Origin of the sequence: Bacillus sp. LJBS06, assembly GCF_016924995.1 — a bacterium.
GTDB classification, from domain to species: Bacteria; Bacillota; Bacilli; order Bacillales; family Bacillaceae; genus Bacillus; species Bacillus stercoris.
In genome coordinates, this window is sequence record NZ_CP070483.1 from 2638265 (window position 1) to 2663826 (window position 25562).

Below are 25562 nucleotides of genomic sequence, written 5' to 3' on the forward strand. Positions count from 1 at the left end.
AACATCTTCTTATATGTTGTCATAGCGTAACTTTTTTATAAAAAGTTTGATTACATTTTCGGGGCTTCCAAACCAAATTTTGTCCATTCTTCTTTTGCTGGACCATAAATACCTGGAACAGTTAAACCTGCTTGTCTCATGAGAACAGTCATTTGTCCTCGATGGTGATTTTGATGTTGAATCAAAAACATCAAAAGTGAACCGTTGGGCATTTGTTGTCCAATAAAGTTGATATTTTCTTGAAGTGTATGGTCAGTCCATTGGGTTTTTAATGCCTGTACAAATGCATTACTGGCTTGATGATAGCTGTCAGCAATAAACTGAGCAGAAGTTGGAACAGGATAATCTTCAGCTGGGGCTTGGAACGTTAAGTCTGTGTTTGAGGTAATGATGCGAATGGCAGCAACGGTATGCCAAGCAATACGGCCTAGAGTCCAATTTTGTGAAGTTATTTCTTGTTTAAGTGATTCATCAGTCAGACTATTTAATAGTTTCTGTGTAGCATCTGATTCGAACTCCCAAGATTTCAAAAAATGCTCTAAGGTTTGAAACACAAAAATCCTCCTTTTTATTCTTTTGTTTTTTCTATATCTATAGGTTTATTATAATGCACCATTTCGTTAAAAAGAACAAAAATTTTACAAGCGTGCTGCCTAGTAAATGAATCACTGAAAATCTCCATGCTTACACTAACATGCTGATAAGCTCGTGAAGCCATTTAAGAATAGAAGAGTATAGGATGAGTGAAATAAAAACAGGAACTGATGATAATCATACTGCAATTCTACATATCAGCCAGAATCAAATATCATATGAAGACGATCTATATTCTTATCACTTTACTGAGCAATAAATACCTTTCGTATACTTAGTGATACCTGCATCGTAATCAGGATACTTATATTCAAGACTTTCTGATACAGCTTTTGAATACTTTCTAAATAATGCATAGCAAGTAAATAAAGACTTCCACATTTCTTGATACCCACTCATAGAATAGGTAGACATGAGTTCTTCCCATTCTTTATTTGAAAGGTAACATTTCATAAACTTATAGTTCTTCCCCATACTAAATGAATACCCTTGCTGGGATGCGATATGCCAAGCCATCATTCTCAATAGATTAGGACGGACGATTTCATTTAAATGATCAATGGCAAAAAGGATTTCATTTCTTGCTAATCCTTTGACTACGTAAGTCGAAACCATCCAGAACTCATTACAGCAATCATCAAATTCCCTTGCAGTCGGTTTTTTCGTCCAATATTGGCGGTCATTTGGGGTCACTTCATAGCTGATGAACGTATCCTTATCGAGCAAGACCTTAACCAAACCATCGTTATTAGCAAAATAATCTTCTGCTTCACGAATTGGAATAAGGGTTAGATCTACTTTGTTGCCATCCTCAAAAAGAATAATGTATGAAAACCAATTACCTAATTCGGGAGGGAAAAGCTCCATATCTTCGGGTTTTTGCATCATAATACGCTTCCCAAAGATTTCAAGCCACTGATCATTTTCTTTAAAAGATTCTATATCAGTTACAAAATAAGAAATGTCATAATCTTGGAAGTTGTCGGGGCGAATATGTTTGTTTGTACGTGACCCTTCTAAAGTGACCAATCGGATTCTCTCATCGTTCAAAGCAAAGGCTAAAAACATGTCCATCATTTCCTGTTCACTTCGCATTGCATGTATTCCTCCGTTTCAGACTTTTCTTTATACAGCCTAACATCTAACTCTAAAACCGAATATTGATTTTATTATGAAATAAAGATTTTTCATTATCAATGGTTGTCAGTTTCACCTTCCAATATTATGTAAGTTGTCATCCATATCACCGTGTTATTTTTGTGCACATCATTTACAACCTTATGTATATGAGCCACTCACGAAATGCTTTAGTCTTCTAAGCTTTAGTTTACATGAAGTTCTCCTATCATATATAATTCGAAATTAAGATGAAAGACATCTCAAAAACAGATATCAGCTATGGAGGATTATATGAATATTCAGTTGTTACAGTTTTTTCTCACTACTGCTCGTGAAGGCAGTATTTCCAAGGCTGCCCAGACTTTAAATTATGCACAATCGAACGTAACGAATAAAATACAACAGCTAGAAAACGATTTACAGACAACATTATTCTATCGCCATAGTCGAGGAATCACACTTACTCCCTCTGGGCAAATTCTTGTTTCTTACTCAGAAAAAATTCTACATACAATTGAAGAAGCTAGAGCAGCCATGGGCGAATCATCTGCGCCTTCTGGACCTTTGCGTATTGGCTCAATGGAAACAACGGCTGCCGTTTGGCTTCCGCAACTCCTTGCACATTATCATAACCTCTATCCAAATGTTGATTTTAACCTGGTAACCGGTCCAACGGAACAGCAAATACAAGCAGTTTTGCATTACGAGTTAGATGGCGCTTTTATTTCCGGGCCTATTGAACACCCTGATTTAGTTCAAGAAAAGATATTGGATGAAGAGCTGGTTCTTGTTACAAGTGCTTCACACCCTGAGATTTCTTCCATTCAGGATGTTCAAACACAAACAATGCTGGTATTGCGTGAAGGGTGTTCTTACAGAGCAAAGCTCAATCATATCCTGCAAGAAGAAGGTTTATTACCTCTAAAATTAATGGAATTTGGCATTCTTGAAGCGATCATTGGCTGTGTGAGCGCCGGCTTGGGTATTTCGCTGCTGCCTCGTTCAATCATTGCTTCACACGAAAAACAAGGCTGCATCCGCAGCCACACGATCTCTGACAAATATTCCTTAGTATCAACCATGTTTATCAGGCGAAAAGACACTTCCATTACCCCTGCTTTAACTGCTTTTTTAACGAATATGAGAGATCATTTTCAGAAAAACATTGGTTGACAAAAAGAAGGAAAACGATATATTTAAGCGAATACGAGTTTTTGAGGAAAATGAGAAATGACACTTTTTCAAAAGTCATGTCTTAACGGGGGGATTCGGTATGAATGAATTTATGAAGAAGCTTTCCTTAACAAAACCGATTATTCAAGCTCCAATGGCTGGCGGCATTACAAAGCCTCGACTGGCCTCTGCTGTTTCAAATCAAGGGGCTCTTGGTAGTTTAGCATCGGGGTACCTTAAGCCAGAACTGCTAGAACAACAAATAAAAGAAATGTTTGAGCTGACAGACGCTCCTTTTCAAATTAATGTGTTTGTTCCGCTGGGTCTAGAAATGCCGCCAGAAGACCAGGTTAAAAAGTGGAAAGAAAACATACCGTTAGCGAATCAAGTAAATCAATTCACACCTGTGCAAGAAGAGTGGGATGATTTCTATCAAAAAATTGATATGATTTTAAGATACAAGGTAAAGGCTTGCTCATTCACTTTTGATCTGCCGCCGGAAGACGCTGTAAAGGAACTAAAAACTTCTGGTTGCTGTTTAATTGGAACCGCTTCAACAGTGGAAGAAGCATTGTTAATGGAGGAACGGGGAATGGATATCGTCGTCCTTCAAGGAAGCGAAGCCGGTGGACATCGCGGAGCATTTTTACCTTCCAAAGGTGAATCTGCCATAGGTTTAATGGCTCTGATTCCACAAGCAGCAGATGCATTGAGTGTACCTGTCATAGCTGCTGGGGGAATTATAGACCACAGAGGAGTAAAAGCAGCTTTAACTCTTGGAGCCCAAGGCGTTCAAATTGGGTCTGCCTTTTTAATTTGTCACGAGAGCAGCGCACATCCAGTGCATAAACAGAAAATACGAGAGGCAAACGAAGCAGATACAAAGCTTACGAAACTATTTTCAGGTAAAGAGGCCAGAGGAATCGTAAATAAATGGATGGAAGAAAAAGAACAGTATGAGACACAAACCCTTCCGTATCCTTATCAAAATACACTAACAAAGGCAATGAGACAGCAGGCTTCACTTCAAAATAACCATGATCAGATGTCTTTATGGGCAGGTCAAGGGATACGATCATTAACTGAGGAAATGTCGGTTAAGCAGCTTTTACATAAGCTTTGCCCAGAGGATATAAAAATATAGGTGCAGCTCATTGTTTGGATAGAGCCAACAAGCAAACTCCGACAGGCAGTTTGCTTTTTTTTGTGATTTCGCATCCTGAACCGTAAAATCATCCAGAATCTAGCCCAGAATCCGAAAACTTGACTGGTTGGTGCGATCTTGATGTTTCGCCACATTTACATCACCAAGTTTTCACTATTGGTCTTCTCTCTCTTCTCAAGTTTTGCTGCCTATTCAAAAAATCGATAGCTCCCATATTTAACTCGAATATTAAAATCAGCCTTTTTCATTTGATTCAAATGATATGAAGTCATATGATAAAAAAAGATTAGATAGAAAGCGTGAAAAGTTATGAAAATAGGATTTTTTGATTCTGGAGTAGGTGGAATGACTGTATTGTATGAGGCCATAAAAGTTCTTCCTTATGAAGATTACATTTTTTATGCGGACACTTTACATGTTCCATACGGTGAAAAATCAAAGATAGAAGTGAAAGAATATATTTTTAATGCAGTTGAATTTCTAGTCAGTCAAAATATCAAAGCTCTTGTTATTGCATGTAATACAGCTACTAGCATAGCTATAGAAGATCTTCGGAGAAACTTCGACTTTCCGATAATCGGAATAGAGCCTGCTGTAAAACCTGCTATAAAAAACTGTGAGGAGGAAAGGAAAAGAGTTCTCGTAGTTGCTACTCATTTGACGCTTAAAGAAGAGAAATTTCATCATCTAGTAAAAGAAGTTGATCACCATGACCTTGTTGATTGCTTAGCTCTTCCAGGGCTAGTTGAATTTGCTGAGAACTTTGATTTTAATGAAGACAAGATCATTAAATATCTAAAGAATGAACTATCTTCTTTTGATTTGAAACAATACGGAACCATTGTGTTAGGATGCACTCATTTTCCGTTTTTCAAAAACAGTTTTGAAAAACTGTTTGGAAAAAAAGTTGATATTATTTCAGGCAGCGTCGGTACTGCAAAACAGTTGAAGAAAATACTTGCAGAGCGTAACCAGCTTGGTAAAGGCTCAGGCTCAATCACCTTTTTCAATTCAGGCCATAAAGTCGATGACCACGAAATCGTATTAAAGTACAAAACATTGTTTGAAATATTAGATGAAAATCAAATGAGTCATGTTGGACATTGAATGTAAGGGCTCCTGGTTATAAACAATGCAAATTATGGGTTTTCAGTAAATGTACAAAATGATAGAGGCAGTCTTCTGAAGGGAAATATGAACTAAGAAGTGGGCTTCAAAAGCCCACTTCATTACCCTCTTATGTTTATATTTTTCCCTCCCTCTCTTATCTCTCCCCCTTTTTTATATTGAATTTCTTTTAAGCACAAGCACCAATTGGAAATTTATAGTTAATTTTGCACTTCATAGAGCATTATTTGAGATTACGAATCAACCGTTTGCCAGATCTATAAAGTCATAATGTGTAAATTCTGTGTCTATTTACATATTTATTATGGAATTTTTTTCATAATGTTTTATAATACAAGATGATAGCGTTTTCTAATTATAATGATAGGGGGAAACAATGATGATGAAAAAAGGACTGCTTGCGGGTGTGCTTACGGCAACCGTGCTTTTTGGCACATGTGCAGTAGATGTGCCGGGTATTATTAGCCCAAAAACCGCAGAAGCTGCATCACAGCTAACTGATGGAATCGGCGGGAGGGCTTACTTGAACAGCACCGGTGCCATTCTAGTTACGAAAATCCAGCTTCCTAGCTCCGTTCAAGTTTCAAATGGGACAGCCTACATCTACTCTGGCTTTAGCGGAGGCACAGAATCCGATATCGGGCTTCAGTACAGTGAAAAATATAATGTATGGAAACCATATATGAAAGTTGGTTCAAAAGGACAGGATCAGGTTCAGTACCTCGAAGGTGGAAGCCAATTCACGAATACGAAAGGTTTCCGTCCAGGCAGCACCGTACAACTTACCATCTACAAAAATCTTAACGGCAATACCCGCGCTACCTACTGGGGCACGAACAATGCGGGATACAACGGCCGTCTCATTTCAGAAATCAGCAAAACAAATGTCGGCTCCATCTCGAAGTGGAAAGCGCTCGCTACAGTTGCAACAACAGGTTCACGCCAATCTATCAAATCAAATTTTTCAACATCTTTTACAAACATCACCATCGACAACAAAGCTATAACACCTGTGATTGATACTCAAGATTTCGCTAAAGTAACAGTCTCAGGCAACAGTGTCAGTTTGTCCGTTGTGAAAAACTAAAACATGTCGAGCAACCAGTGCGGCAATAGGCTTTAAAGGGGCTTTAAAAGGCCCTTTTTTCATTTCAATTTAACAGTTAGCTTTGGTAAGCAGCCCGCCCGGTAGCCAAGACAGCTAACTGTTTGTACAGCAAAACTGCTTCAACGTATTAAGATCGAAGGCGGTTCTTTTTAAAACGAATCACTTGTCTGTGTTCACCTTCTTTTCAGCTACATACTACGTGATAAGCGCGAAAAATTAAGGCTCCCCTTTACATTCTCTTCATTTGTTTTTTACAGTTGTCTACTATGCATACCGCTCTCTTAAGGGATAAAAGTCATTGGACGGGCATCTCTTCTAATCAATCTTCTTTTGCTTTAATTCTCCTCTGATTTCCGTAGGATTAGTAAGCACAGAGGCTTTTAGTTCCCGATTACAGGAACATTTTGAGGAATAATTATTTTGCCCTTCAAATCTGAAAGGTATATAATAAATATACTTGTATGACAATTGAAAGGAATGATTTTTATTAAATTCAATCCTGTTTCCAATAAAAAATTATACATACAAATTTATAATCAGATCCTTTCGGAAATTCAGTTAGGTTCTTTTAAAGTAGGTGATAAACTGCCTTCAGAAAGGGAATTATGTGAACAGTTTGGTGTCAGCCGCGCGCCGGTTAGGCAGGCTTTGAGTGCCTTGGAAATGAATGGGGTCATTTATTCTCGCCAGGGAGAAGGTGTGTTTGTTAAGAATACCACAATAACCAATGGGATTTCTGCTTCCATGGAGTCAGCATCTCCGGAAGATATTGTGGAGGCAAGAATGCACATTGAGCCTTTAATTATAAAATTTGCGGCTTTGAGAGCGACTGACGATGATATTCAGGAGCTTAGGAAGACAATAAAAAAAATGGAAGAAGAAACGATGTCTGGTGTGTACGTTCCTGAAACTGACGAACAATTGCATATGGGGATTGCGAAAGCATCACATAATGATTTATTTATTACCTTCATGTCCGCTATCACGAATGCTATGAAGCAGCAGGAAATGTGGCGGTTTATCCGTGACCGAACCGTTACTCGTTCAGAATACCGCGAAGTGAATTTTCAGGAACATAAACTGATTATTAAAGCAATTGAAGACCGTAACGAAAAAGAAGCTGTTGAGCGAATGACTGCCCACATGCAGAACTTATATGAACGATATTGGAAAAGCTAAACTCTGTTAGAACAAGTCCTTTATTAAAAAAAATCTGGCGTATAGTGGATACAATATGACCTCCATTTCTATACGCCTTACCTACCTATTCTCCTTTTTGGTCTTCTGGTCCTAAACATCTTTGACAAATACCATATAACACTTTAACACCTTCAGAACTATAAACTGTATCGATCACTTTTTCACACACCTGGCATACAATCGTATCTTGTTGCACTTTTGATTTCTGTACCATGGTTTTATTGCCTCCAATCATTTTTATTTCACAAATGCCCTCATCAAATCAAGGGCTTGATGGCCGCTTCCCCACAACGTCTGTGACCACAGCCCGAAATGACAGTATTCATTCCTGGATCATCCTTTCGCTGATTAACCCTAAATTTTATGGACACTTTGCAAGATTTTGAGTTTTCTATATTCAAAAAATGACTGTCGTTATGAACATCACCCATTGGCTCTTAATCACAAACCTTTTTCAACTAGACTTTTCAATGCTGGATTTATATGTGTCATTTTTTACTTTAAGCGCTTTTCCAGACTGTTTCACCAGAAATACAAGAATTAGAGAAGCTAGGATCATGCTCAAGCCTAAGAAAATCATACTTATATTAAAAGAACCTGTCATATCCTTAATATAACCGACAATGTATGGACCGAAAAATCCGCCAAGATTTCCGATACTGTTGATTAATGCTATCGCACCACCCGCTGCAGCTCCTGTTAAGAAAGAAGGCGGAATTGCCCAAAAAGGAGAATAGGCACCAAAAGCGCCGCATAACGCAATTGTTAAAAATACAAATGCTAATATAACACTTGAATTTGCTACATAGCTGCTAATGACCATTGCAACAGCACTGACAGTTAAACAAGCAGCTACGTGCCAGAGTCTTTCGTTTTTCTTGTCAGAATGATTTCCAACGAAAATCATAACCACCATAGCGCAGAAATACATAACGCCTAACAGCCAGCCCATCCCCTGTGTGCTTAGGGAAATCGTTTCAGATAATCCTTGTGAGATCGTCGGCAAGAACATATTAATGCCGTAATATCCAATCATCCAGCAAAAATAGCCGATCGATAGAATTAACACATCCCGATCTTTTAAGGCTTGAGCAAATGTATAGTGCTTTACCTGTTCTTTTTCCATCCTTTCTTTTGTTGTTACGTTAATAAGCCACCGCTTTTCATCTTTATTCAGCCATTTCACATCTTCGATTTTGTCATCTAGGTAAAAAAATGCAATTACACCAAGTATAAGTGCAGGAATCGCTTCTAAAATAAATAGCCACTGCCATCCAGATATATCAAGCCATTCAATTCCTAAGAGAAATGTAGAAAGCGGAGAACCCAATGCATTCGCCCCGGGGATGGCCAGCATAAATCCAGCAATTGCTTTAGCATGGTGTTTCGTTTGATAAAATCCACTCAAATAAAAGACCATACATGGATAAAAACTAGCTTCCGCAGTACCTAATAAAAACCGCGCAGTATAAAACTGCCATGGTTCTTGTACAAAAGCCATTAATATCGCGATGATGGCCCACGTGATCATAATCCGGCTGATCCATTTTCTCGCCCCGATTTTTGTCATGATAGCACTACCCGGAACTTCTAAAATGAAATAACCAAGAAAGAAGATCCCTGCTCCCAGTCCAAATACAGCATTTGAAAACCCTAGATCCTCATTCATCTGGAGAGCTGCAAAACCGATATTAACTCGGTCTAAAATCGCGATAATAAAACATAAGAATAAAAATGGAATTAACCGGATTGTTACTTTACGAGTGGTTGAACGCTCTAATGCTAATTGATCCAAAAAGACTCCCCCTTAACCCTAGTTTTGTCCTTCTAGGTGCTGCCCTGTCCAAAGATAAAAGAATCACATTTTCTTCAAAAACAAAAGTTCTCCTCTCTTTGTTAAACGCTTACATTTTTCTCTTGTTTTGTTTCGTCTTTGATAGAAGTGGGTCAGGCATGTTTAACATACCTGCTATGCATAGATCCACTAGTCCATGTGTGAACCGCCATTAATATCAATTTCTTCTCCTGTGATGTAGGCTGCTTCCTTAGTAGCCAAAAACGTAATTGCGGCGGCAATTTCTTCTGTTTCACCCGGGCGACCCATGGGGATATTATCAATGACTTTTTTCGCATCTTCTTCAGAAAGTGATTTCCAAATGTCGGTATTGATAAGGCCAGGCGCTACGCAATTCACAGTTATACCATCCTTCCCTACTTCACGGGCAAGGTTTTTAGAAAAGCCTAATACGGCTGCTTTGGAAGCGGAGTAATGGGCACCGCCAAAAACGCCGCCTCCCCTTTTTGCAGATACAGAAGAAAGATTGATAATACGGCCATATTGCTGCTTTTTCATTGTTTCTAAAACGGCTTGTGTGCACAAGAACAGCCCAAACATATTGACGTTGAATACTCTTGTCATATCTTCCAATGTCATATCCTGTACCGTTACTTTTTGAGAAATTCCTGCGTTATTCACTAAAATATCAATGCGCCCGAACTCTTCAAGTGTTTTGGCTATCATATGGTCAACCGATTCTTTATTCGTTACATTAACTTCTACACCAACCGCTCTCCCTCCGCTTTCTGTGATAGCTTCTACTGTTTTTAGAATACCTGTCTGATTCATATCTGCTACTACAATTGAAGCTCCCTGTTTGGCAAGAGTTAATGCAATGGTTCTGCCGATTCCTTTTTCAGACCCACTTCCTGTCACGATAGCTACCTGATCATTTAATGTAAACATGGCGTTCTCCCACTTTCATATTTTATCTTCTAAGCATATCCTTGGCCGTTTTTATAATGTTTTCGATGGTAATGCCGTTTATTTCCAGCAGCTTCTCATAAGGAGCTGATTCTCCAAACCGGTCCTGCACTCCGATTCGTTTGACTCGGCCCCTCCCTTCTTCCGCTGCTACTTCACATATAGCACTTCCCAGTCCATTCAGGATGTTGTGATCCTCTACAGTCACGATATTGCCGATATCCAGACACTCTACCACGGCTTCTCTATCCAAAGGCTTGATTGTATGCATGTCTAAAAGTGTTGCATAAATCCCTTGCTCTTCCAGCTGTTTGACCGCTTCTAAGGCAAGATATACTGCATCCCCATTCGCAATGATTGCGATATCTTTTCCGTGCTTTAATCGTTTGGCTTTTCCAATGATAAATTCTTCATTTTCGTCGTAAATAACCGGCACTGCGTCTCGAGTAAAACGCAGATACATTGGGCCGTACGTATTCGCTGCCCGCCTGATCAGTTTTCTAGTTGAGTGGTAGTCAGCACCCATGATCACAGTCATATTTGGGAATGATCTTAAGACGCCCATATCCTCAATCGCCTGGTGGCTCCCGCCATCGTTTCCCGGCGTTAGTCCGCCGTGTGAGCAGGCGATTTTCACATTCAAATTTGGATAGCAAACTTCTTGGCGAATTTGTTCCGCCATGCGCAGCGAACCGAAGACGGCATAAGTGCTTACAAATGGGATTTTACCTGTTGTCGCCAAACCTGCTGCCAGGCCGGCGCCGTTCTGTTCCGCAATCCCGACGTTCACATGCTGATGGGGGAGCTGTTTTATGAATTCTCCTGTTTTGCATGACTTGCCGATATCGATATCGATTACGTAAATATTTTTATTTTCTTTTCCCAATTGAACGATTTCATCACCGAAAGCTTCCCGCGTCGCTTTTTTCGTGATTAATGCTTTTTCGGTTTGGCTCATGATCTTAAACCTCCTGCCAGTTCCTCTAATGCTTGTTCGTATTCTTTCTCCTTTGGCGCTACTCCGTGCCATGAGCAGATATTTTCCATGTAAGACACGCCTTTGCCTTTAATCGTGTCTGCTACAATGCATTTCGGCTTTCCATTTTTCGTTTTTGTTACGATGTCTAATGTCTCTACAATCTCTTCCATCGAGTGTCCATCAATTCGCTTTGTTTCAAAACCAAATACTTCGAACTTTTTCTCGATATCTTGAAGTGGCATTACTTCATCACAGAATCCATCAATTTGCAGACGGTTATTGTCGACAAAAACAATTAAGTTATCAAGGCTGTATTTCACTGCTGTTTGAACCGCTTCCCAAATTTGTCCTTCTTGGCATTCTCCGTCACCTACCATAGCGAACACCCGGTAATCTTTGTCGTCTCGTTTTCCTGCAAGCGCCATACCGACACCGCAGGAAAGCCCTTGGCCTAGTGAGCCAGTTGAAATATCGATCCCTGGACATTTCTTCATATCAGGATGCCCTTGAAAAGGCGAGCCGTACTGCCTTAATTTGTATACGCTTTCATAAGGGACAAAGCCTCGCAGCGCTAAAGCAGCGTATTGAATAGGCGCCACATGGCCTTTCGATAAGACAAAACGGTCCCGGTCTTCCCACTTGGGATTTTTGGGATCTATTTTCATTTCTTTAAAATAAAGGGCTGTGATGATATCAGCAGCAGATAATGAACCTCCTGGATGCCCGGACTGCGCTTCGTAAATCATTGTTACCGCTGTTTTCCTAAGCTCAATGGCTTTCTCTTGGAGTTCCGCAATACTTATTTCTTTCACTCCGATCACCTCAGTCATTATTAAGATAGAAACACGAATACTCAGTTACTTGTTCACTTGTATTACAAGTAACTTATGAGAACACTATACAACTCCTGAAAGCGTTTGTCTACCGTTTTTTGAAAATTTAAAATTGAATGGATTAAAGCTCAAATACTTAACATCTAGCTTGGTTCCATTTCAGATTGTCATAAGCACACTACGCCAGTGTCAACTGGTTATTACCCTTAAGATCTTTTTTGAGCAAATCCACTCAATTATTAGAAAGGACGACACCTTCATATCAAAATAGCTAGATCAATGTACTAAATCGGAAAAGATGAGATGTTACATGTGAAGGGAGTAAAAGTATGAAGAGGCTTGGAATGTCTATAACCAGGCCTCTTTTTTCTTTGTATCTTAGGCTGGGTAACGGCGCTGCTTCTGCTAACCTCTTACCGCGAAAGATTATTCAGTCTCATAAACGCTTCCAGCACATTAAATATGATACAAACACACCAATCCAACAATTTCTATTTCTCTATTTAGCTTTTTTATGTGTGAGGAATAGACTTGGGATGAAGATTACAGCAAGGACAATGGTGGATACTAAGAACCCAGCATGGTAACCTTTTAAGCCATTCGCAATCGTTGGTTGTAATCCTTGCATGACAGTTGCGACCACAGTGGCGATAACAGCCGTACCAAAGCTCGAACCAAGATTTTCAATAATATGAATACCGACACCTGCTTCTGGAAGTTGTTTGCTGCCAAGCCCTGTATAAGCATCACTCGTCAATGGAAGCATAATTCCTCCAAAACTGGTCCCCCGGATGAATAATATGATGGAAATCCAAATCATACTCGTTTTATCGGTGATAAAGATAAGTGGAATAGACCCGATAAGCGAAAGAACAAGACTGGCCATAACGACGTATTTCGCACCGACCCGATCAATCATTTTTCCAATCATTGGCCGAGTAATAAGCATCCCGACTCCTTGGGGGATTAATGCTAGCGCAGCTTCGATTGCCGTGAAATGACGGAAGTTTTGAAAGAACAATGGAAGTATTAACATGGGTCCCATGACGGCAATATTCGCTAATAATAACCCGACGCTGGATGCTAAGAAGTTTTTGTGCGCAAACAAATTTATGGGGAGTACGGTTTGATTTTTTCTGATTCGGTTATATACGATGTAAATTACAGCTAATGCGAGGCCGATGCCCGTCCATAGGATTGTTTCGCTATTGTTAAATGATGCATGGTCCGCTGCTTTCGTAATTCCGTATATCATTGCTGCACTCATTAAGGATAAATTGATAATTCCAAAAATATCAAGTTTGCTATTTTTGTTGAATGGCTCAAAGTCTGGAAGAGTTTTCATCATCAGTGGTGCAGCAATCAAAACGATGAACACGTTGATGAAGAAAATCCAATGCCATGATGTAGCTTGGACGATGAAGCCCCCGATTACAGGTCCTAAGATTGGGCCCAAAATCATTGGTGTGCTGACAATAGCCATCACTTTCCCTATATGTTCTCGGCCTGCTGTTTTAACCAATAGCGTTGACATAAGCGGGGTAATAATCCCAGCGCTAAACCCTTGAAGTAAACGGAATAAGATAAAGCTAGAAATATTCCAACTAACCCCAGCAAAAACAGAAGTTACACCAAAGGCTATGACTGCACCGATTAAGATTTTCTTTCCGTTAAATTTGTTCATAAGCCATCCGGATACAGGAACTGCAATAGCAAGGGCTAAAACATAACCTGTAATGGACCATTGAATGGTATCCAACGTCGTGCTGAAATCTTTATTTAATTTGTCAATGGCGATGTTTACCATAGTTGAATCAAGCATTGGAGCAATTGCTCCAAGTGCAATTGCCCAGGCAGCCGAGAGAATTTCTTTCGATAAGCCTGATTTCTTTATTTGATCTTTTGACATATTATTCTCCTCTCAGAAACCATTTTGTTTCCCTGTCAACAAAAAGATATCACCATATTGTTTCCTTGTCAACAAAATTAAGAATAAAAAAAGACAGCCCATTCACAATAGAGTTGGGCTGACTTTGGTTTCTTTATTCTATTTATCCGATTTAATTAACAGCTATTCCCTGTTTCTTTATTTCAGTATCCAAATGCCTACTGTACTTTTCCACGAAGCTAAGCATACTGTCAAATTGTTCTTCGGTAACTTGTTCAAAAACGACTTTGTCCCGTTCTCGAAACTCTTTATGGAGTTCCTCATGGATGTTATAAATTACTTTGCCTTGCGCAGTAAGCCTAAAATAAATTTCTTTTTTATTATCCGGCTTCTGGTAGCTTTCAATAAGGTCTTTTTTTATCAGTTTCTTAGTTAATTTACTTATGGCACCTCTCGTCATATAAAGGGACTCCGCAAGTTTTCTCACATTGCTATCAGCATTTTTCCCAATGGATTCAATACAATGTACTTCAGAAGGCTTGTACCCCTTCAAACTGTCTTCCATCTTAGACTTATTAAGCAACACCATCTTGTTAAATAAGTCTCTGAAATTCAATATGAGCTGTTCTTCTTTATTCATGGCCTGCCCTCCCACCAGTTGGTGCACTAGCCATATTATATTCATTTATTGTTTCTATTTCAACAAAATTAGAAAATGATAACTAGTAAGATCAGGGCAGCACACTATTTTCCCTTGACTTTTAATTGGATGCTGTCAGGCTTATAGACCACCTTTATTTTGTTAGAACTCACCGTCAGCGGAGAGAAGAAACGCCAAAAACTAAAGAGGACAAAAAGCTGCTGGCGAAGGGTCAGCAGCTAATACAGGGGCGCATAAACATTTCATTCCATACTTTATGATAAAAAAGCACCATACTTCATAGAATAATCCTCATTTAATGAGCCATCATCTCATGGGCAATATCGTGCCCATCCATTTTTGATGGGTAGTAGGTAGGCCAGTTTTTGACTTCATCAAGTAAAGCTTCACGGTCGTCACCCCAATAGAGATGGTAATGACTAGCTTTAGTGGGATAAATACTATGATCGCTAAACTGGATATACTGAGGAAGCCCTTCCGCTTTTTTAGCTAGTTTGAATATGTATCTTACCCCCCTATTGCCCGCATCATATGTTAGAATTTCGTACCCGTCATACGTATACTTACCAGAATATTCTTTTCCATTTTTAAAGAAGGTTACAGTTTCTTTGTGGATTACAATACGGTCAACATCTGTTTGATAGCCTTTTTTATAATACTCTTTATATTCTTTAGCTGTCTTGTCGCCTTCGTGTTCTGATTTATAAGAAAACACTTCGTCAAGAGTACCATCTTGCAGGTATGGAAATACAGATTGCCAATCTCCTTCCCAATCAGAAAGTGGGCGATCCTTTACTTGGCTGTTTTTAAAATAGCCTTCATACATTTTTTCTGTTTCTTTATCATGCGCATGACTATGATCGTGAGAATGTTCATGTGTGTGACTTTCAGATGTGTGCTCTTGCGCTTTGGAAGAGTTTTCTTCAGCTGCTGAGGATGATGTTGTTTGATTAGACTCTTTAGATGAATCGGAAGTCTGACATCCTGCCAATACGAGTAATGAACCTATAGCTAATATACCTAACCTCTTTGCAAATAAAACCTTCATTCCAACACTCCTTTTTATTAAATCGAAAATATTACGATTTATATTATACATCTATCTCTTGCCGACATCAACGGGAACATCATCTTCCTATTGCAGAATCGTATCTGGCAGCGGATGGCCAATTTACTTTAGAAAACTGACTTTGTTCATCAGTTATTCCTTTAAAAAACGAAAGTTTACGATATTTCCATATCGATCCGCTTCAATATGACAGCATCCCTCAAGCAGCTGTTTTCATTTTCCCCTTCCGCGTTGTACCCTTGATTTTGCTCCCGAGTAAGGAATGCCGAGCTTTTCACTCAGCTCTTTTTGTGATAACCCCTGAAATTCAGTTAACTCGAGCGCCTCTCGATACTTTTCAGGCAACCGTTTGATGGTCGATCGAATACACACAGTATCTTTAACGGACCTGGAGGAGAGACACCTGAAGCATACGCCTGGTGATACATTCATTACTTGATACTGACATTTTTCTAAAATATTTATGCTGAACAATCATATATAGGAAAGACAAGAGCTTGTTTGTCTCTTGTCTTTTTCACATCATGGGGAGAATGCAGCGGCAAGAAACGATGCCGCTTTATTCAATGCTTATTTGATTACGAAATGACCGTATTCCTTTGAATGAACCTGAATTGGTCCGTTTAGATTGTAGTTGTTCTCCTTGGCGATAGAGCGGAGCACGTCCACACGGGCAACCGACTCTCTCCACTCGTCACGGGTATCATGATTTGCCGGATTCATCAGATCGTCATAGCGTACGTCCAAGAATTTATTTAACCACTTCTTCTCGTCTATTCCGTCTTTTGGTGACCCGCCCGCTTTTTTGTTCGTACGTTTAATTAAGGCATAAAAGGAGTCAGGATCATCACCATCGCCATGCTGAATAACCGTATCGTACATTACAGCTCTTGCCAATGCTGTTTTTAGTCCGGCATTATCCGATCGTTTCATGGCAGGCTGATAATACAAACGGTCATTTACTTTGTCTTGGGCAGCGCGAAATTCCTTATCATTTGCAAGCGACTTCCAGGCAGAAGCGAAGCCCTTAAGATTGCTTATGTCATCGCTTTCTTCCTTGGCCAGACGGCGCAATTCAGGCAGGTACTTTTTCAGTTTGTTATTCGGAACTGCCTTTGTGTATTCTTCCACCACTTCCAATGCATCCCCTGTAGCCGTTGTAAAACCTGCCCGTCCGCATGTATAGCCTCGCCCGTCACCCAATGGCTCGACATATCCATATTGGATCTCCGTCGTGCCGTTTTCGAAGATACTTGTCAGCTGTTCCGCCCGGCGCTTTTGATCTTTATTCAGTCCCGCCGCAAAAACCGTTTCGCTCATCATCAGGGTAAAAAACATGGTGAAAACAAGTAATGAGATTGCTGCCTTTTTCCAGAAGCCCGCTTTTTTCTTCAAACTGATATTCATTTTATTGCCTCCTTCTAAATATTGTAAATCCAGACTTAGTATACATGAAGAAGCTGTCCTATTGTTGAAAATACATTGTTTTGTCAATATTTTGAATCCAAAGTAATATAACTTGCATCTTACTCTTTTCTTTGCCAATCAGCCTCAGCCCTTCTTACTTGGAAGGTCCCCCTTTGAATTTCATACTGCTTCAACTTTCATTAACAAGATGCCATAAAGCTTTACTCTAATTTATAATAGAAATGATCATCGAAAATAGGTATGGAGGTGATGTAAATGGCAAGCAAGATGAGAATGCCAGATTCCGCAACGTCCCATGCAAAGCCTATTATTGGGAAGGCGATACTTTGCATGGGGTAGACTTTCTAAAAGATCGCCCAAGTAAGCTTTTCTGATATAGTGGCTTTGCACCTTATTTAACATAAAAAATAAGGAGCTGGCAGAAATGGCATATGTAAAAGCAACCGCTATTTTACCTAAAAAGCTGATATCGGAAATTCAAAAGTATGTCCAAGGAGAAACAATATATATCCCTAAACCTGAAACCTCTCATCAAAAATGGGGCGCGTGTTCAGGAACAAGAAAGCTGATCGATGACAGAAACGCTTCTATTAAAAAAGCATTTAAAAACGGCAAAACCATTCATCAATTATGTGAGGAATATCACCTCTCTGATGAAACAATAAAAAAAATTGTCTACTCTAAATAAACCAAACGGAAGCACTGATGAAATATAATCAGTGCTTTTTATATGGCGAGTTTGTTTCTTAGTTATTTCCTGCATATGATCCCATTGGCTCATTGTGTAAAGTTAAGGGAGATGAGAAGAAAGGAAGGTTTTACAAATGACGATAAACAATGGAACGTTGCAAGTACCCGGCGCCAACATCCACTATCAGGTGCGGGGCACAGGTCCAATCATTCTTTTGGTCCACGGCGGAGGCGGTGATGCCGACAAGTTCCATCATGTTGCCAATCATCTGGCTAACTGGTACACGGTTGTTACTTACGATCGCCGCGGCCATTCCCGCAGCAATCTCGCCCATCAGGTTGAGAATTACCGTGTGGAAACACACAGCGACGATGCTCACCGTCTTCTAGCTAAAATCACCAATAAGCCGGCCTATGTATTTGGAAGCAGCTCCGGTGCTGTTATAGGGCTTGATCTGTGCATACGCCACCCTGAACAAGTACGTGTCATGATCCCGCACGAACCAATCCTATTGCAGCTTCTGCATGGAAATGAGCTGAAACAAGCCGAGCAATTCATGGAGGACCTTAAGAAAAATCATCGAGGTGAAGTCACGAAGTTAATAGCAAGATTAGAGATTGACGAACAATCAAAGAATGTCCTGACAAAACGGCTCCTCGGCAATTCAACGTATTTCACTGATTATGAAATTCAAGGAATTCTCAACTATACATTAGATATCGAAGCATTAAAAACTGTGTTTACATCTGCATCGGTTAAGATAATCCCAGCTGGCGGAAGTGCTTCACGGGAGCTTTTTCCTTATCGCTGCGCGAACGCCCTAGCAGAACAATTGGAAACAGAATTGGTTGAATTCCCCGGGAATCATACGGGGTACACCATGCATCATAAAGAATTTTCTGAGAGGTTACACGACATGTTAGAAAAAAATAAGCATACGGGTTAAGGATTGATTAAAATTTCCATAAAAGGACTAGGAGAACTTTTCAATAACGAGAACGGCAATGTGAGATGTTCCCTATCTTAATTTCGTATTTTAGAGCATTAGATACAACCCTAAAGCGGCTGGTTATTTTGTCCTCACTAACAACCAGTGTCTAACATCATGAAGCTACTTTGAAAATCACCACAAATGCAGGAATAGAAGACGCAAGCATAGCAAAAACCATACCAACTATTGTGATTGGTATGGTTTCTCTCTGATAGACCCTTAAGAGGGAGATCCGTATATCGCTAGTTGCATTTGTAACCGACTGGGCCATCTGAGCCTGTGTACACATACGTGTCAGACACATATCCAATATTCACGATCCCCCGGGAATCTTTCCATTGGATTTGGTCCCAAATATTACTCGTTCCATACTTCCCAGTCACTGTTGTTCCATAAGCATAACAATAATAAGGAACACGGGAGCCGCTCGGAATGGAAAGCATAATAGGATAATTTGTACCTGGACCGCTGCGCATATTTACAGGCGCACCGCTGCTTGTTGAGACAGTAAAGTACTGAACGGCAAGCGCTTGACTGGAAAAAATGAATAATGATGCAATCATAACGGTTAACATACTGAGCATTTTCAGTTTAGTCAATGTCATCCCTCTTTCTTCAATTTCTTCATTTTGAGAATCGATAGAACAATGCTACCAGCTGCATTTAGGAACAACCGGACCATCTGAGCCTGTATACATATAAGTATCAGAGACAAAACCAGGAACGATCTCGCCGCTTGCAAGCGTCCGCTCTGTGTAATTCCAAATATTACTCGTCCCATACTTTCCAGTTACAGTTGTACCGGTTTTGTAGCAATAGATCGGGATGCGGGTTCCGCTCGGAATGGTCGTTACAATTCCCCAACTTGTACCTGGGCCGCTGCGCATATTTACAGGCGCACCGCTGCTTGTTGAAACCGTATAATACTGAGCCGCAAGTGCATGACTAGAAAAAATGAACAATGATGCGATCATTACCATTAGCATACCTAGTCTCTTTAGCTTATTCATCTTATACCCTCCCCTTATAAATGCCGTACGTTTAACTTACTTCCATCCAGTTAAGGATCTACTTTTAGAACACAGGCCCCCTCCCATATATGTATCAATGTACCATAAACTAGATCTTTCAAAAGTGGAATTATTCCTATGTTTTCGACAATTAAAGATACAAAATAAATGGCAGTCAGGCTTGATATTAAGGACTTGGATCATGCGATTCGTTTCCACCAATTAACTCTATTCGTGTACTGCTGCCTTGTATCCGAGCTTCTCCTCGATTCGTGGATACTTCTCCTATTTCATCTAATCAAAAACGAACACCAAACAAACCAGCGTAAATGCTGTAAGTTCAGTGTCCAAAGGGTGTGATGGCTTTGTTTTCTTTTCTAGAACGTATATAAAAAGGACAAGGTACGTTATCAAAGGCTGATTCTATCATTTTGCAAGTCGAAAAATCATAGCATTTTATATATTTCAATCAGGTTATGATCTGGATCTCTGAAGTGAGCAACTCGGGCACCCCATTCCTTGCGATCATGCGGTTTATTCACACATTTCACTCCTTCTTTGTGTAAATCGTCATACGTTTTATCAACATCAGCTACCTTAAACTGAAGCAAAAATTTTGATTGAGTTTCTCCTTCCAAAGATTGTTTTTCCTCTCCAATGATTTCAGCCATCGTTTCTCGAGATAATATCTCTATTTTCGTCTCCCCATTATCAAAGAGTGCATATTCCATTTCATTCTCTAACCAACTTATCGGAAGTCCTAATGAATCTTTATAAAAATCGACGCTTTTCTTAAAATCGTTCACCAAAAGTCTAATTTGCAGCAGCTTCATATTGTGTGCCTCCTATAAAACATACTTTTTACTGGTCATACATTTTAATGATACAAAAAGAAACCTGACAGCATGATGTCAAGTTTCCATAAAAAACTTCACTCGTCTTTCAGGTTCAAAATATACTCACAATTTAAAGTGCAGTTTATTCCATGTCATGAGTAATGTACGCTAACGAGCAAAAACAGCGCTTCTACATCAACAAAAAATGATACCAAGTGTTCTTTCTGTATGCTTCAACTTCATTTCGGGAAATGTAACGTTGATAAAAGGAGGTTGCATCAATATGGATCAGCAAACATTAGCAGCTCACGAGGCTGTAGACCTACATGAAATCGTGAACTTTAAAACACTTTGTATAGCGAAATCAAAGTTAATGCAAGGACTTGTGTTTGACCAAGAACTGAAGGACTTGATGCAAAAAGATGTGCAGCAATCCATTCAAGACCTTGCTGAATTACAAGCGGTTTATGAGCGTGCCTCATTTCAGGCCCCTGTCCCTCAAAGCCGCCCAACGCCAATCATCAATTGAAAGGAAGGTAGGCCTCTTTGAATAATGATCATTTAGACCCTATTAATTCGCTGAATGTGCCTGAACTTGCAGACACTACATTCGCGATGGATTTTCTCATACGAGCTAAGGAAGGCGTACGAAATACTGCTGTAGCTTTGACAGAAACCGCTTCACCAGATGTAAGAGCCCTGCTGCGGAAACAGCTGATGCAAGGAATTGCGATGCACCAAGAGATTACAGAACTGATGATCAGCAAAAAATGGTTCCATCCATATGAGCTGAGCGAACAGTATAAGCTGGATCAGCTCTCTGCAAAAAACACAATCATGGTCGGCAATATGAACCTCTTTCCTGATGAAACAAATCGAAAAGGGATGTTTGACCGGACACCTGATGAACACTAATACTGGAGGTTTGACAGCATGAAGGCAGTAACGTATCAAGGCATTAAAAATGTTGTGGTCAAAGATGTCCCCGATCCAAAGATTGAAAAATCCGATGACATGATTATAAAGGTCACCAGTACAGCCATTTGCGGATCAGATTTACATTTAATCCATGGATTCATTCCTAATCTGCAAGAAGACTATGTCATCGGCCATGAACCGATGGGAATCGTTGAAGAAGTTGGGCCAGGGGTTACAAAGGTCAAAAAAGGTGACCGCGTCATTATCCCTTTTACAATCGCCTGCGGGGAATGTTTTTTTTGTAAAAACCAGCTGGAAAGCCAATGTGATCAGTCTAATGACAATGGGGAAATGGGTGCTTATTTCGGCTATTCAGGGCAAACTGGCGGTTATCCGGGCGGCCAAGCTGAATATTTAAGAGTGCCCTTTGCGAATTTTACCCATTTTAAAATTCCTGAATCTTGTGAGGAGCCTGATGAGAAATTAAGCGTGATAGCCGATGCCATGACCACTGGCTTTTGGAGTGTTGACAATGCCGGCGTAAAAGAAGGCGATACAGTTATCGTTCTCGGCTGCGGACCAGTCGGCCTGTTTGCTCAAAAGTTTTGTTGGCTAAAAGGCGCTAAACGCGTCATAGCAGTTGACTATGTAAACTATCGCTTACAGCATGCGAAACGTACAAACAAAGTAGAAATCGTTAATTTTGAAGACCATGAGAATACAGGGAATTATTTAAAGGAAATTACGAAAGGCGGGGCGGATGTAGTCATTGACGCTGTTGGGATGGATGGGAAAATGAGCGATCTCGAGTTCCTAGCCAGCGGATTAAAGCTTCATGGCGGAACGATGAGTGCATTAGTCATTGCTTCCCAAGCTGTTCGCAAAGGAGGAACCATCCAAATTACAGGTGTGTACGGGGGCAGATATAACGGTTTTCCGTTAGGAGATATCATGCAGCGAAACATCAATATACGCTCTGGACAGGCTCCTGTAATCCACTATATGCCGTACATGTTTGAACTCGTATCAACGGGCAAAATTGATCCGGGAGATGTTGTCAGCCATGTTCTGCCGCTTAGTGAAGCCAAGCATGGCTATGACATTTTTGATGCAAAAATGGATGATTGTATAAAAGTTGTGTTAAAGCCTTAAAAAACGGAGGTGACAGAAATGGAATACGCCTTACATGAAGTGCTTGAGGTCCAGGAAATGACTGCTTTCAAGACCCTCTGTTTGACGAAATCTAAAACAATGAAAGCATTGGTATCTGATCCGAAGCTTAAAGAAATCATGCAGCAAGACGTTGACATCACAACCCGACAGCTGCAGGAATTTGCCTCTATTTTATCTAATGCAAAGCAAGTTGAGGAGATGAGTGAAAAATGAATCCTATCATTGAATATCTAACAGGCATGAACGTTCTGACAGACCAAATCATTGCTATGGACTTATTAATTTCAGCAAAAAACGGAGTCAGAAATTATGCGATGGCAGCCACTGAAGCCGGAACGCCTGAAGTAAAAGAGGTCCTTATCCGCCATTTGGAAGAAGCACTCGATATGCATGAACAACTCTCAAGCTATATGATGGAAAAAGGCTGGTACCATCCTTGGAATACTGACGAACAAGTCAAGCTGCATTTGAAAAATATTGATACAGCGATTCAATTGCCAACCCTTTAACATACAATGACTGATTTGCTGAGGAACAGTATTGATAGACCAAAACTGCTCCTCAGCTTCTGTTGTTCAAGTCGCTATGAACAGTGTTTTTCATCTTTCGGGCCTCATGAGTGTAAACAGATTAACGTTGATACGGATTTTCTAAGATGATTTGGAAGCATGTAACCGCGAATCATTATTTTGTTGAAATAACGAGAAGGCACAGATTGTTCAGGTCTGTGCCTTCTTAAAAATTAAGACTTCTTGTTTACATTCTGAAAGACAGCAGTCGCGTCCCACACATTCAAACCAAATTGGCCTTCTGAAAATGTGGAATCATTGGTATCAATCACAAGACGATCATCTAAATAAATTGTAAAACGATTACCGTTGGCCTCTGTTTTTAGATGATACTTTTTATTAACATCTATCGGCGTTTTGTATTCAGCAATGACAGAAGCAACACCGTTCTCAAATTTAAAGAATTTCACCAGGTCATGCTTCGCATCCACGTTGGCAAGATAACCGTTTTTGGCATCTTTGTCAGAGCGAAACATGAGTGCTCCCGCCCCTCTTCCGTTTCCATCCTTTATGGTGATATCAGATTCATAAGTGAAGTCTGACCCGGATGCTGAAGACAAGATAAAGGAATCGCCATCCGACCGCCCTTGTTTTCCCTCAATTGTGTCGGCCCACGTGCCATTTACCGTTGTCCAGCCGGTTACATTGGACATAAAAGGTGACGTGCCCCATACCTTTTTTAAAGGGTGAATCCTTAAAGATTTTATCTTTACATCTCCATTTGCAGCATATAATTCAAGCCCTTTGCTTGATCGATCTGGGAGAATGACATCTGTTATGACCTGCTGTCCGTCATTCCCAAATACTTCAACCGAGGAGCGGTCAACAAAAATGCGCATCTTAACCTTTCCATTTACCGGCTTCAGCGGTGCTGTTTCTTTTCCGGTGTCAAAGGCCGGATTAAAGGTGACGTTGCCCGACTTGCTCCGGTCAACGAACAGTTTGCCGTTCCTTCGGTCATAGCCGACTTTCGTAAATTGCTTTTCTCCTGTTCGGACCTTAAAACCAAATTCAGCAGCTGAACCAGGGCTTACTTTAAATTCTGCATTTATTTCATAGGCATCTCCAGATAGCCCCGATAGCACATTATGACTTGCAGGCGATATGGTCAGATTCTTCCACTTCTTAGAGGTCCCGCGAATGGCTTCCAGCTCTTTTACTGGTGTTTGGATTACTCTAACCCCTTCAGTAAGCGCTTTCAATTTTAACTCTCTTGGAATAGACGTTGCACTTCTCCATGGAGATGTCGGAACATCATTCGCATATTGCCAATTGCTCATCCAACCTAACCAAAGCCTCCGGCCGTCTCTGGATGGAATATCGGACCAGGATACAGCTGCGTAAAAGTCTCTGCCGTAATCCGTCCAAAGAACTTTGTCTGACGGGTTTTCATTTTTAAAATGAGTTCCATCAAAGTCCCCTACAAAATATTGCATGCCTGATCCTCCCGAAACCGCTCCGTTTCCGACACTGACTTGCAAGACCCATTTTTTTTGATTCGGTTTGCCATCTACCGGTAACTCAAATAAATCCGGACATTCCCATACTCCCCCATGGCTTCCTTGTCCCTGTCCAAATTCACTTGCATACGCCCACTGCTTCAGATTTTTTGATGTATATATGAGAATTCGGTCACCAGCTGCCAGTACCATCACCCACTTTTTCTCTTTCTCATACCAAAAGACTTTTGGATCGCGAAAATCTTTTTTACCCGGGTTTGGAATGGCAGGGTTGCCTGCGTATTTCGTCCATGTTCTGCCTTTGTCATTGCTATAGGCAATACTTTGCACTTGATGGCCTTCCCGATCCTGTGTATAAATGGCCACAAGCGGCTTCTCTTTGCCTGTTTGAAAACCGCTTGTGTTATTTTTATCGACAACTGCGCTTCCAGAAAAGATCGTGCCTTTTTCATCCGGATACAGCGCAACAGGAAGGTGCTCCCATGTAACCAAATCTTTGCTGACGGCATGCCCCCAATGCATTGGCCCCCACTGAAGCCCGTAAGGATGGTATTGATAGAACAAGTGATATTCCCCCGCATAATATACCATTCCGTTTGGGTCATTCATCCAGTTTGCTTCCGGTGTGAAGTGATATTGAGGACGGTATTCCTCATCATAGTAGCTTGAATCGGCTGCATCCGCCGAAAATGCCATAGTCAACAGCAGGGTGAACATGATCATGACTTGAATAAGTCTCTTTTTCATTTGTTCCTTCGCTCCTCTCTTCATGTTTAAACACTTTCAAGAGAGACTGCTGCGCAAGCTG

The 25562-nt window shown here is 40.4% G+C and carries 28 protein-coding genes and 1 pseudogene; 12 read left to right on the forward strand and 17 right to left on the reverse strand.

The features are described 5' to 3' along the window. Positions 1–50: 50 nt before the first annotated feature. Both JQX68_RS13475 and aadK read right to left on the reverse strand, forming a co-directional pair. Positions 51–554 carry a DinB family protein gene (locus JQX68_RS13475; RefSeq protein ID WP_069149938.1) on the reverse strand — a complete coding sequence of 168 codons (504 nt, stop codon included), beginning with the start codon at positions 552–554 and terminating at the stop codon, positions 51–53. 280 nt (positions 555–834) lie between these two features. Further along, positions 835–1689: an aminoglycoside 6-adenylyltransferase AadK gene (gene aadK, locus JQX68_RS13480; RefSeq protein ID WP_147772283.1), complete on the reverse strand. Its 855-nt coding sequence runs from the start codon at positions 1687–1689 to the stop codon at positions 835–837. A gap of 315 nt (positions 1690–2004) precedes the next feature. Here aadK and JQX68_RS13485 point away from each other — a divergent pair, with 315 nt between their 5' ends. The 5 genes from JQX68_RS13485 to JQX68_RS13505 all read left to right on the forward strand — a co-directional run bounded on the left by JQX68_RS13485 (position 2005) and on the right by JQX68_RS13505 (position 7466). After that, positions 2005–2886 (forward strand): glutamate biosynthesis transcriptional regulator GltR, encoded by an 882-nt coding sequence (locus JQX68_RS13485; protein WP_147772284.1) that lies wholly within the window; start codon positions 2005–2007, stop codon positions 2884–2886. A gap of 100 nt (positions 2887–2986) precedes the next feature. Continuing rightward, positions 2987–4030: a nitronate monooxygenase gene (locus JQX68_RS13490; RefSeq protein ID WP_136654263.1), complete on the forward strand. Its 1044-nt coding sequence runs from the start codon at positions 2987–2989 to the stop codon at positions 4028–4030. Between the two features lie 330 nt (positions 4031–4360). Continuing rightward, positions 4361–5158, forward strand: coding sequence for a glutamate racemase (murI, locus tag JQX68_RS13495; protein ID WP_147772285.1), 798 nt, complete (start codon positions 4361–4363; stop codon positions 5156–5158). A gap of 400 nt (positions 5159–5558) precedes the next feature. Next, positions 5559–6266 (forward strand): YrpD family protein, encoded by a 708-nt coding sequence (locus JQX68_RS13500; protein WP_040082365.1) that lies wholly within the window; start codon positions 5559–5561, stop codon positions 6264–6266. Between the two features lie 498 nt (positions 6267–6764). Continuing rightward, positions 6765–7466, forward strand: a complete 702-nt coding sequence (locus tag JQX68_RS13505) for a FadR/GntR family transcriptional regulator (RefSeq protein ID WP_038829685.1) — start codon at positions 6765–6767, stop codon at positions 7464–7466. Between the two features lie 85 nt (positions 7467–7551). Here JQX68_RS13505 and JQX68_RS13510 read toward each other — a convergent pair whose 3' ends face one another. The 10 genes and pseudogenes from JQX68_RS13510 to csn form a co-directional block, all read right to left on the reverse strand. Beyond that, complete coding sequence (locus tag JQX68_RS13510) at positions 7552–7701, reverse strand: GapA-binding peptide SR1P (RefSeq protein ID WP_014664741.1); 150 nt, start codon at positions 7699–7701, stop codon at positions 7552–7554. Between the two features lie 240 nt (positions 7702–7941). Then, positions 7942–9282 carry an MFS transporter gene (locus JQX68_RS13515; protein WP_147772286.1) on the reverse strand — a complete coding sequence of 447 codons (1341 nt, stop codon included), beginning with the start codon at positions 9280–9282 and terminating at the stop codon, positions 7942–7944. Positions 9283–9471: 189 nt separating this feature from the next. Further along, entirely contained in the window at positions 9472–10230 is a 759-nt protein-coding gene (locus JQX68_RS13520; protein ID WP_014664743.1) for an SDR family NAD(P)-dependent oxidoreductase, read from the reverse strand. Positions 10231–10252: 22 nt separating this feature from the next. After that, positions 10253–11206: a transketolase family protein gene (locus tag JQX68_RS13525; protein ID WP_147772287.1), complete on the reverse strand. Its 954-nt coding sequence runs from the start codon at positions 11204–11206 to the stop codon at positions 10253–10255. Next, the gene (locus JQX68_RS13530; RefSeq protein ID WP_014664745.1) at positions 11203–12039 is read right to left on the reverse strand and encodes a transketolase; all 837 of its coding nucleotides are present in this window, start codon (positions 12037–12039) and stop codon (positions 11203–11205) included. The genes JQX68_RS13525 and JQX68_RS13530 overlap by 4 nt, the downstream gene beginning before the upstream one ends. A gap of 520 nt (positions 12040–12559) precedes the next feature. Continuing rightward, positions 12560–13969, reverse strand: a complete 1410-nt coding sequence (locus JQX68_RS13535) for an MDR family MFS transporter (RefSeq protein WP_147772288.1) — start codon at positions 13967–13969, stop codon at positions 12560–12562. 151 nt (positions 13970–14120) lie between these two features. Beyond that, the gene (locus tag JQX68_RS13540) at positions 14121–14588 is read right to left on the reverse strand and encodes a MarR family winged helix-turn-helix transcriptional regulator (RefSeq protein ID WP_038829673.1); all 468 of its coding nucleotides are present in this window, start codon (positions 14586–14588) and stop codon (positions 14121–14123) included. A 316-nt stretch (positions 14589–14904) separates the two neighbouring features. Continuing rightward, positions 14905–15657: a metal-binding protein ZinT gene (locus JQX68_RS13545; protein WP_136654269.1), complete on the reverse strand. Its 753-nt coding sequence runs from the start codon at positions 15655–15657 to the stop codon at positions 14905–14907. Positions 15658–15810: 153 nt separating this feature from the next. Then, positions 15811–16053 (reverse strand): annotated as a pseudogene (locus tag JQX68_RS13550) (sigma factor-like helix-turn-helix DNA-binding protein); the annotation flags it as partial. A gap of 195 nt (positions 16054–16248) precedes the next feature. Next, positions 16249–17085 (reverse strand): chitosanase, encoded by an 837-nt coding sequence (gene csn / locus JQX68_RS13555; protein ID WP_040082357.1) that lies wholly within the window; start codon positions 17083–17085, stop codon positions 16249–16251. A gap of 445 nt (positions 17086–17530) precedes the next feature. On the opposite strand from csn, the gene JQX68_RS13560 reads away from it, so the two are divergent. Continuing rightward, entirely contained in the window at positions 17531–17794 is a 264-nt protein-coding gene (locus JQX68_RS13560; protein WP_147772289.1) for a CD3324 family protein, read from the forward strand. 136 nt (positions 17795–17930) lie between these two features. Beyond that, positions 17931–18743 (forward strand): alpha/beta hydrolase, encoded by an 813-nt coding sequence (locus tag JQX68_RS13565; RefSeq protein ID WP_147772290.1) that lies wholly within the window; start codon positions 17931–17933, stop codon positions 18741–18743. A 287-nt stretch (positions 18744–19030) separates the two neighbouring features. Here the strand turns inward: JQX68_RS13565 and JQX68_RS13570 are convergent, their stop codons facing one another. The 3 genes from JQX68_RS13570 to JQX68_RS13580 all read right to left on the reverse strand — a co-directional run bounded on the left by JQX68_RS13570 (position 19031) and on the right by JQX68_RS13580 (position 20631). Further along, positions 19031–19387 carry an SH3 domain-containing protein gene (locus JQX68_RS13570; protein ID WP_014664754.1) on the reverse strand — a complete coding sequence of 119 codons (357 nt, stop codon included), beginning with the start codon at positions 19385–19387 and terminating at the stop codon, positions 19031–19033. Positions 19388–19438: 51 nt separating this feature from the next. Beyond that, on the reverse strand, positions 19439–19798 hold the full coding sequence (locus JQX68_RS13575; RefSeq protein ID WP_069839574.1) for an SH3 domain-containing protein: 360 nt from the start codon (positions 19796–19798) through the stop codon (positions 19439–19441). A 446-nt stretch (positions 19799–20244) separates the two neighbouring features. After that, entirely contained in the window at positions 20245–20631 is a 387-nt protein-coding gene (locus tag JQX68_RS13580) for a VOC family protein (RefSeq protein ID WP_147772291.1), read from the reverse strand. A gap of 286 nt (positions 20632–20917) precedes the next feature. Here JQX68_RS13580 and JQX68_RS13585 point away from each other — a divergent pair, with 286 nt between their 5' ends. Genes JQX68_RS13585 through JQX68_RS13605 form a run of 5 tightly spaced genes read left to right on the forward strand, consistent with a single transcriptional unit; the run spans position 20918 to position 23234 of the window. After that, on the forward strand, positions 20918–21163 hold the full coding sequence (locus JQX68_RS13585; protein WP_147772292.1) for a spore gernimation protein GerQ: 246 nt from the start codon (positions 20918–20920) through the stop codon (positions 21161–21163). Positions 21164–21180: 17 nt separating this feature from the next. Continuing rightward, a complete protein-coding gene (locus JQX68_RS13590; RefSeq protein WP_009967868.1) occupies positions 21181–21549 on the forward strand; it encodes a spore coat protein in 369 nt (122 codons plus the stop codon). A gap of 18 nt (positions 21550–21567) precedes the next feature. Continuing rightward, a complete protein-coding gene (locus JQX68_RS13595) occupies positions 21568–22704 on the forward strand; it encodes a zinc-dependent alcohol dehydrogenase (protein WP_134975285.1) in 1137 nt (378 codons plus the stop codon). Between the two features lie 18 nt (positions 22705–22722). Next, entirely contained in the window at positions 22723–22938 is a 216-nt protein-coding gene (locus JQX68_RS13600; RefSeq protein WP_147772293.1) for a hypothetical protein, read from the forward strand. Continuing rightward, the gene (locus JQX68_RS13605; protein ID WP_040082347.1) at positions 22935–23234 is read left to right on the forward strand and encodes a spore coat protein; all 300 of its coding nucleotides are present in this window, start codon (positions 22935–22937) and stop codon (positions 23232–23234) included. Before JQX68_RS13600 ends, JQX68_RS13605 begins: the two co-directional genes overlap by 4 nt. A 233-nt stretch (positions 23235–23467) precedes the next feature. Here the strand turns inward: JQX68_RS13605 and sacC are convergent, their stop codons facing one another. Then, positions 23468–25471, reverse strand: a complete 2004-nt coding sequence (gene sacC / locus JQX68_RS13610; RefSeq protein WP_240345576.1) for a levanase SacC — start codon at positions 25469–25471, stop codon at positions 23468–23470. After that, positions 25410–25541 carry a hypothetical protein gene (locus tag JQX68_RS21760; protein WP_231560761.1) on the reverse strand — a complete coding sequence of 44 codons (132 nt, stop codon included), beginning with the start codon at positions 25539–25541 and terminating at the stop codon, positions 25410–25412. Before JQX68_RS21760 ends, sacC begins: the two co-directional genes overlap by 62 nt. Positions 25542–25562 lie beyond the last annotated feature (21 nt).

Coding starts and splice junctions, on each gene's coding strand:
- JQX68_RS13595 (WP_134975285.1), top strand. CDS start 21,568: ATGAAGGCAGTAACGTATCAAGGCATTAAAAATGTTGTGGTCAAAGAT.
- JQX68_RS13485 (WP_147772284.1), top strand. CDS start 2,005: ATGAATATTCAGTTGTTACAGTTTTTTCTCACTACTGCTCGTGAAGGC.
- murI (WP_147772285.1), top strand. CDS start 4,361: ATGAAAATAGGATTTTTTGATTCTGGAGTAGGTGGAATGACTGTATTG.
- sacC (WP_240345576.1), bottom strand. CDS start 25,471: ATGTTCACCCTGCTGTTGACTATGGCATTTTCGGCGGATGCAGCCGAT.
- JQX68_RS13585 (WP_147772292.1), top strand. CDS start 20,918: ATGGATCAGCAAACATTAGCAGCTCACGAGGCTGTAGACCTACATGAA.
- csn (WP_040082357.1), bottom strand. CDS start 17,085: ATGAATATCAGTTTGAAGAAAAAAGCGGGCTTCTGGAAAAAGGCAGCA.
- JQX68_RS13520 (WP_014664743.1), bottom strand. CDS start 10,230: ATGTTTACATTAAATGATCAGGTAGCTATCGTGACAGGAAGTGGGTCT.
- JQX68_RS13505 (WP_038829685.1), top strand. CDS start 6,765: ATGATTTTTATTAAATTCAATCCTGTTTCCAATAAAAAATTATACATA.
- JQX68_RS13510 (WP_014664741.1), bottom strand. CDS start 7,701: ATGGTACAGAAATCAAAAGTGCAACAAGATACGATTGTATGCCAGGTG.
- JQX68_RS13525 (WP_147772287.1), bottom strand. CDS start 11,206: ATGAGCCAAACCGAAAAAGCATTAATCACGAAAAAAGCGACGCGGGAA.
- JQX68_RS13575 (WP_069839574.1), bottom strand. CDS start 19,798: ATGAATAAGCTAAAGAGACTAGGTATGCTAATGGTAATGATCGCATCA.
- JQX68_RS13535 (WP_147772288.1), bottom strand. CDS start 13,969: ATGTCAAAAGATCAAATAAAGAAATCAGGCTTATCGAAAGAAATTCTC.
- JQX68_RS13490 (WP_136654263.1), top strand. CDS start 2,987: ATGAATGAATTTATGAAGAAGCTTTCCTTAACAAAACCGATTATTCAA.
- JQX68_RS13580 (WP_147772291.1), bottom strand. CDS start 20,631: ATGAAGCTGCTGCAAATTAGACTTTTGGTGAACGATTTTAAGAAAAGC.
- JQX68_RS13565 (WP_147772290.1), top strand. CDS start 17,931: ATGACGATAAACAATGGAACGTTGCAAGTACCCGGCGCCAACATCCAC.
- JQX68_RS13600 (WP_147772293.1), top strand. CDS start 22,723: ATGGAATACGCCTTACATGAAGTGCTTGAGGTCCAGGAAATGACTGCT.
- JQX68_RS13540 (WP_038829673.1), bottom strand. CDS start 14,588: ATGAATAAAGAAGAACAGCTCATATTGAATTTCAGAGACTTATTTAAC.
- JQX68_RS13500 (WP_040082365.1), top strand. CDS start 5,559: ATGATGAAAAAAGGACTGCTTGCGGGTGTGCTTACGGCAACCGTGCTT.
- JQX68_RS13605 (WP_040082347.1), top strand. CDS start 22,935: ATGAATCCTATCATTGAATATCTAACAGGCATGAACGTTCTGACAGAC.
- JQX68_RS13545 (WP_136654269.1), bottom strand. CDS start 15,657: ATGAAGGTTTTATTTGCAAAGAGGTTAGGTATATTAGCTATAGGTTCA.
- aadK (WP_147772283.1), bottom strand. CDS start 1,689: ATGCGAAGTGAACAGGAAATGATGGACATGTTTTTAGCCTTTGCTTTG.
- JQX68_RS13560 (WP_147772289.1), top strand. CDS start 17,531: ATGGCATATGTAAAAGCAACCGCTATTTTACCTAAAAAGCTGATATCG.